We start from the raw sequence: 5,131 nt of genomic DNA on the forward strand, positions 1-5,131 counted from the left end.
CCTGTTCACCTCGATCTCCGGCGGCATCAACGCGCTGTGGGGCCCGCTGCACGGCGGCGCCAACCAGGCGGTGCTGGAGATGCTGGAGAACATCCGCGACCAGCACGCCAACGTCAACGACTTCGTTCGCAAGGTGAAGAACCGCGAGGACGGCGTAAAGCTGATGGGCTTCGGTCACCGGGTGTACAAGAACTACGATCCGCGCGCCCGCATCGTCAAGGAGCAGGCCGACAAGATCCTGGCCAAGCTCGGTGGCGACGACAAACTGCTCGGCCTGGCCAAGGAGCTGGAGGAGGCCGCGCTCACCGACGACTACTTCGTCGAGCGCAAGCTCTACCCGAACGTCGACTTCTACACCGGCCTGATCTATCGGGCGATCGGCTTCCCGCCGCGGATGTTCACCGTGTTGTTCGCGCTGGGCCGACTGCCCGGCTGGATCGCGCACTGGCGGGAGATGCACGACGAGGGCGACAGCCGGATCGGCCGGCCGCGACAGATCTACACCGGCTACAACACCCGCGACTACGTCGGCATCGACGCCCGGTAACCGCGATGTCCCCGCAGCGGCCCGAGGTCAGCGTCCCGTCCGGTCCGGCTCCCACCGCGTTGTCCGTCGAGGATCTGCTGGTCGGCGACGGCGCCGAAGCCGTCCCGGGCGCGGTGGTCAACGTGCACTACATCGGCGTCGAGTACGACACCGGTGCGGAGTTCGACAGCTCCTGGAACCGCGGCGAGCCGATCGAGTTCCCGTTGCAGGGGCTGATCCAGGGCTGGCAGGACGGCATCCCCGGGATGCGGGTCGGCGGCCGGCGCCAGTTGGTGATCCCGCCCGAGCAGGCGTACGGGCCGGCCGGCTCCGGACATCGGCTCTCCGGTAAGACGCTGGTCTTCGTGATCGACCTGCTCGGCACCCGTTGACCCGTCCCGGCCGCGCCTGGCTGGCAGCGTTGATCGTCGTTCCGCTGCTGCTGGCCGCGGTCGGCTGCGGGCTGGGCGGGCGCGCTGCACCCCAGGGGCGACACGGCGGCGCGTCTGCTGCCGCGCCGACGGGGGCGCTCACCATCACCCGGCGTGGCAGCGAGGTCACCCTGGACGGTGCCGTGCCCGATCCGGTGACCCGGCAGACGCTGCTGGACCTGGTGATCGCCTCCCTGCCCGACGAGGTCACCGTCGTCGACCACCTGGTTGTCGCACCGAACGGCACGACGCTCGATCTCACCGTGGCCGGCCCGGTTTTCGAGGCCGCCGCGCCGATTCCCGACTTCCGGCTCGCGGTGAACGGCGATACGGTGACGGTGAGTGGAACCGCGGCGACGGCGCGCGACCGGGATGCGGTCGCGACGGCGTTGGTGGGCGTCTGGCCGAATGCAAATATGGTCGACGAATTGCGGCTCCGGAGTGCGGTCCCGCCGCCGTCGAGTTGAGGATGTTCACCCTCGAACGGCAGTCACCGAATCTCTGGTATTTGCCCATCTCCTTCGATACCCTCGTGATGCTTGCAAAGCGGCAAACGCAATGACCAGGAGGACCGATGCCGGGTTCCGAGAAAGTTGCCACGACGACCGTTTGGCGACGGAGATTTTATCGACGTCCCGCAGGTATTGGCTGGTTGCTGGCGTTGGCGCTGGTTCCCTTGTTGCTCACCGGAATCGGTCTCGGCGTCTCCAATCGGGCGAACGTCAACGGACCGAATCTGACGCTGCCGTCGGTCAACGGCCCGAATGTGGAGCTGCCGGGAATAGCGTTCTCGCCGCTGTCGATTCTGCGCAATGGCAACGCGTTCACGCTCAGCGGCGACCTGCCCGACATCGGGGCGCGCAAGTCTCTGCTCGACATGCTCAAGGGAGTATTCGGGCCCGGCATACAGCTCATCGACAAGCTGAACATCAAGGCGGGCAGCAACCCGCTTGATTTCTCCGGCCTCACCGCGGTGCTGAAAGCGGCCGCGTCGATTCCGGACTTCAACTTCAAGGTTGGCGGGGAGACGGTGACGCTCACCGGAACTGCGGTCTCTGACGACGAGAGCGCCGCCGTCGAGGCGGCCGCCACGGAGGCCTGGCCGGACATGAATGTCGTCAACGATATCGAGGTTCGCGGTCCGGCTCCCGGGCCGGAGCCGTCGACGGCTCCTGAGCCGGCGCCCGGCAACGCAGCGGGCTGCGGCAACCTGCAGGCGGATATCAGCGACCTGATGCGCACGGCGGTCACCTTCGTCACCAACGGGTACACGCTGTCGGCCGGCTCGCAGCAGCAGTTGAGCCAGGTGGCGGCGAAGCTGACGGCCTGCCCGGACGTGCGGATATTGGTCAACGGCTACACCGACAACACCGGCAATGACGTCATCAACGGCCCGCTGAGCAGCAACCGGGCCCAGTCGGTGGTCACCTTCCTGATCACCCAGGGTGTGCCGGCGGACCACGTCAGCGGGAAGGGCTTCGGCTCCGCCGACCCGGTGGCCAGCAACGACACCCCGGTCGGCCGGGCGCAGAACCGGCGCATCACGATCGTGGTCAACTGAGGAGGGTTCGGTATGAGTGATTTCCTGATCGAATGGTCTTGGTACCTGCTGGCATTCCTGGTGGGCACATTGGTCGCCTTGCTGATCACCGTTCTGACGGTTCGTCGCACCAGCCGGGAAGAGGCCATCGCGGATCTGCCCGGCGCAAGTGAAATAGAGATTGGGGTCCGCTGATGCACCACGCGAATTCGTGGCTGATGGCACTGTCGTTTCTGCTCGGACTCCTGTTCTGGCCGGTCTTCACGGTGCGGCGGGTGAAGCGTGAGGTTCCGGTCTCGCTCTCGGTCGGTGGACTGGGTGGAGCGAAGTCGGGCGGCACGGTGACGGCACCGGGTGTGGCGGGCGCGGCGACCGCCGGCGCTGCCGGTGCGGCGGCCGGCGGCGCCTCCGCGAAACTCACCGGCCGCGCCTCGTCGGCCGACACCACCAAGATCGCCACCGTCCCGGACGGTCCGTTCGGACCCGGCTCGGCGAAGGCCGGCGCCGGCGGGAGCGGCCCGGCGGGCTGGACGATCAAGGGCAACGAGGACTCGATGCTCTACCACACGACGGACAGCCCCTTCTACGACGTGACCATCCCCGAGGTGTGGTTCCGCGAGGAGCAGGCCGCCGAAGCCGCCGGGTTCACCCGGTGGGACCGCGGCGTCGGGCATCACGGTGCCAAGAAGCACGGCAGCTCGGCACCGGCCGCCGCGGCCCCCTCGGGTGCGGCCGCCGCCGTCCCGGCCTCCGATGTGCCGCCCGGTCCGTACGGTTCCGGATCGGCCAAGGCCGGCCCGGGCGGCAGCGGCCCGGTGGGCTGGACGATCAAGGGGAACGCGGATTCGATGCTCTACCACGGTCCGCAGAGCCCCGCCTACGACGCGACGATCGCCGAGGTGTGGTTCCGCGACGAGCAGACCGCCGAGGACGCCGGATTCGCCCGCTGGGACAGCTGGCGGAAGAAGAAGAAATAGTAGCTTCGGCTCCGTCACTGCGGCGGCGGCAGGCGCAGCACCAGCCGCACCCCGCCCAGCGGGCTGTCGTCCAGCGACGCGGTGCCGCCGTGCAGCTCTGCCTGCTGTGCCACCAGGGCCAGTCCGAGACCCGACCCAGAGTGCGATGCGGTGGAGCCGCGGGAGAACCGCTCGAACACCATCTCGCGTTCTTCCGGCGGCAGCCCGCCACCGTTGTCGTCCACCGCGATCTCCACCCCGGCCCGTGAACTGACCGCCGACACCTGCACCCGGGTGGCGCCGCCGTGCTTGACCGCGTTGGCGATCGCGTTGTCCACGGCCAGCCGCAGACCGGCCGGCAGCCCGACGATGATGCAGGTCGGTGACGGCACCAGGGACACGGTCAGGTCGGGGTAGACCCGCATCGCGTCGTGGGCGGCCCGGTCGAGCAGTTCGGTGATGTCCACCGGGACGTGGTCCTCGGCGGTGGACAGCTCACCCTGGGCGAGCCGCTCCAGCGCGGAGAGCGTCGCCTCGATCCGCGACTGGGTGCGGATCACGTCGCCGATGACCTCCTTGCGCTGGTCGTCGGGGAGGTCCAGGGTGGACAGCACCTCGAGGTTGGTCCGCATCGCGGTCAACGGGGTGCGCAGCTCGTGCGACGACACGGCCGCGAAGTCACGCGCGGAGGCCAGCGCCTCCGTGGTCCGGTCCTGCTCGTGCCAGATCCGCTGCAGCATGCCGCGCATCGCCTCGGCGATCTCGACCGCCTCGGTGGCCCCACGGACCTCGATCTTGGGCCGCTCGTCGCCGGCGTCGATCGACCGGGCCTGCTCGGCGAGCCGTTTGAACGGCCGTACCGCGAAGATGGCCAGCAGCCAGCTGCCGGCCGCGGCGGCCAGGATGGCGAGGCCGCAGACCAGGATCACCCGGCGGTGTTGGCTGTCGATCTCCTTGATGGTCTCGTCGTAGGTGGAGCCGACCGCCAGCGACACCGGCCCCGGACCGGGGATGTCCACCGTGCGGACCCGGTAGCGCACCCCGTCGATGTAGGTGTCGGCGTAGCCGGCCGGCAGCTCCGGCAGGGTGATTGTCGACGAGTTGGATTTGACGCTGCCACCGCGGCGGACGGTGATGATCGCGTCCTGGCCGCCGGAGGACCGGGGCACCTCGCCGAGGCTGACGAACGGCGTGGCGAAGCCCGCGGCTTGGTCCAGGCGGCGATCCAGCCAATACTCGCGGTCCCTGGTGATCCCGAACCAGATGACAACGCCGACGAAGAGCACGGCGATCGCGGTGCCGATCGCCGTGGCGAACACCACCCGGGTGCGCAGCGACGGGGTCCGGGTGAAGACCCGTCGCAGGACGTTCATCGTGGTCATGGTCGGCCGTCACTGCATCCGCAGCACGAACCCCACCCCCCGCACGGTGTGCAGCAACCGGGGCGCGCCGCCGGCCTCCAGCTTGCGGCGGAGGTAGCCGATGAACACGTCGACCACGTTGGTGTCGGCGGCGAAGTCGTACCCCCAGACCAGCTCCAGCAGCTGGGCCCGGGACAGCACCGCGGTCTTGTGTTCGGCAAGCACCGCGAGGAGGTCGAACTCGCGTTTGGTCAGGTCGACGTCGACGCCCTTGACCCGGGCCCGCCGCCCGGGGATGTCCACCTCCAGCGGGCCCA

At 69.0% G+C, this 5,131-nt stretch carries 7 protein-coding genes and 1 pseudogene; 6 read left to right on the forward strand and 2 right to left on the reverse strand.

What is annotated here, in order from left to right; all coding sequences use genetic code 11:
* The 6 genes from AC2VNT_RS10495 to arfC form a co-directional block, all read left to right on the forward strand.
* Positions 1-547 (forward strand): citrate/2-methylcitrate synthase (locus AC2VNT_RS10495; protein ID WP_486946794.1); only part of this gene is annotated, 547 nt, incomplete at its 5' end.
* 5 nt (positions 548-552) lie between these two features.
* Complete coding sequence (locus tag AC2VNT_RS10500) at positions 553-918, forward strand: FKBP-type peptidyl-prolyl cis-trans isomerase (RefSeq protein WP_486946795.1); 366 nt, start codon at positions 553-555, stop codon at positions 916-918.
* Between the two features lie 29 nt (positions 919-947).
* Entirely contained in the window at positions 948-1,424 is a 477-nt protein-coding gene (gene arfA / locus AC2VNT_RS10505) for a channel-forming protein ArfA/OmpATb (protein WP_486946800.1), read from the forward strand.
* Positions 1,425-1,531: 107 nt separating this feature from the next.
* A complete protein-coding gene (arfA, locus tag AC2VNT_RS10510) occupies positions 1,532-2,518 on the forward strand; it encodes a channel-forming protein ArfA/OmpATb (RefSeq protein ID WP_486946796.1) in 987 nt (328 codons plus the stop codon).
* 12 nt (positions 2,519-2,530) lie between these two features.
* A complete protein-coding gene (arfB, locus tag AC2VNT_RS10515; RefSeq protein ID WP_486946797.1) occupies positions 2,531-2,692 on the forward strand; it encodes a channel accessory protein ArfB in 162 nt (53 codons plus the stop codon).
* Positions 2,692-3,474, forward strand: a complete 783-nt coding sequence (arfC, locus tag AC2VNT_RS10520; RefSeq protein WP_486946798.1) for a channel accessory protein ArfC, sunset domain variant — start codon at positions 2,692-2,694, stop codon at positions 3,472-3,474. The genes arfB and arfC overlap by 1 nt, the downstream gene beginning before the upstream one ends.
* A gap of 14 nt (positions 3,475-3,488) precedes the next feature.
* Here arfC and AC2VNT_RS10525 read toward each other — a convergent pair whose 3' ends face one another.
* Together AC2VNT_RS10525 and prrA are read right to left on the reverse strand one after the other, a co-directional pair.
* Entirely contained in the window at positions 3,489-4,826 is a 1,338-nt protein-coding gene (locus AC2VNT_RS10525) for a HAMP domain-containing sensor histidine kinase (RefSeq protein ID WP_486946799.1), read from the reverse strand.
* 18 nt (positions 4,827-4,844) lie between these two features.
* Positions 4,845-5,131: pseudogene (prrA, locus tag AC2VNT_RS10530) on the reverse strand (two-component system response regulator PrrA); the annotation flags it as partial.

Source organism: Mycobacterium sp. TH-M15 (assembly GCF_057473705.1).

Coding starts and splice junctions, on each gene's coding strand:
- AC2VNT_RS10500 (WP_486946795.1), top strand. CDS start 553: ATGTCCCCGCAGCGGCCCGAGGTCAGCGTCCCGTCCGGTCCGGCTCCC.
- arfA (WP_486946796.1), top strand. CDS start 1,532: ATGCCGGGTTCCGAGAAAGTTGCCACGACGACCGTTTGGCGACGGAGA.
- arfB (WP_486946797.1), top strand. CDS start 2,531: ATGAGTGATTTCCTGATCGAATGGTCTTGGTACCTGCTGGCATTCCTG.
- arfC (WP_486946798.1), top strand. CDS start 2,692: ATGCACCACGCGAATTCGTGGCTGATGGCACTGTCGTTTCTGCTCGGA.
- AC2VNT_RS10525 (WP_486946799.1), bottom strand. CDS start 4,826: ATGAACGTCCTGCGACGGGTCTTCACCCGGACCCCGTCGCTGCGCACC.